Raw genomic sequence first — 1,032 nt, 5'->3', positions numbered from 1 at the left:
TTTTGCAAAATATCCCTTCTATGCTTGGAAGTATTCCTTTTCAAAGAATCTTAAGCGAAAGAAAAAACAAATTTGACAATGCTATAGTAGTTTCTGCAGGACCTTCTCTTACTAAACAACTTCCTTTACTTAAAGCTTATCAAGATAAAGCGGTGGTCTTTTGTGCTGATGGAGCTTTAAGTATGCTTGAAAAAGAAGGTGTAGTGCCTGATTATGTTACTAATTTAGATTGTAGGGATTTGGCAATGAAATTTTTTCAAAATAAAGGAAAATTAAAACAAAGCATTATTGCTCTTGAGTGTGCCACGCATCCTAATGTCGTGCGTAGTTTAAAGGCTGAAAATTGTATGATTGTTTTAAGAAATAAAGCCCTTTACCAACGCTTTAACCTTAATGACTTTGGTTATATTGATACGGGTACTCATGTAAGTCATTTTTCTTATACTTTAGCTTTAGCTTTAGGATTTAAAAATATTATTATGATAGGGCAAGATTTAGCTTTTGATGAAGAAGGAAATTCTCATTCAAAAGGATTTAGTTATGGCGAGCAATTTAGCGGAGAAAAAACTGTGCCTACCTTAAAAACCCAAGCTTATGGAGGCAAAGGTGAAGTTTTAACTCATATCACATGGAATGATTATCGTATAAAATTAGAATATCTTTTTGCTTGCAATGATCAAAAGGCTAAATTTTACAATGCCACTGAAGGTGGAGCAAGGATTAATTTCACTGAAGAACTTTCCTTTAAAGAATGTTGTGAAAAACTCCTTACAAAAGAAAAACCCAAATTTGAACTTCCAAAAAGTTTAACTAAAAATAGAAGTGATAAACTACTAGCTAAATTCAAAGAAAAAATACAAAAAGATCAAGAAAATGCCAAAAGATTTTTAGACGATGCCTTAGCTTTAAAACAAATTTTAGAAAATATACTCAGTAAAGATTTTCTTTTGCCTTTAGAATTTTTAGAAAAAGTCTATCAAAACATAGAAAATTTCAATCACTCTTTAGATGAAGATGAGTTTATACAGGATG

The 1,032-nt window shown here is 30.8% G+C and carries 1 protein-coding gene; it reads left to right on the top strand.

Going from position 1 to position 1,032, the window contains the following annotated elements; all coding sequences use genetic code 11:
- The coding region (locus AJ882_RS03010) for a motility associated factor glycosyltransferase family protein (protein ID WP_148127820.1) at positions 1 to 1,032 on the top strand (1,032 nt) is incomplete at both ends.

The sequence above is a fragment of the Campylobacter sp. BCW_6461 genome (assembly GCF_001762735.1).
GTDB classification, from domain to species: domain Bacteria; phylum Campylobacterota; class Campylobacteria; order Campylobacterales; family Campylobacteraceae; genus Campylobacter_D; species Campylobacter_D jejuni.
Note: the sequence above shows the minus strand (reverse complement) of the source record. Positions and strands in the feature narration are given on the sequence as shown.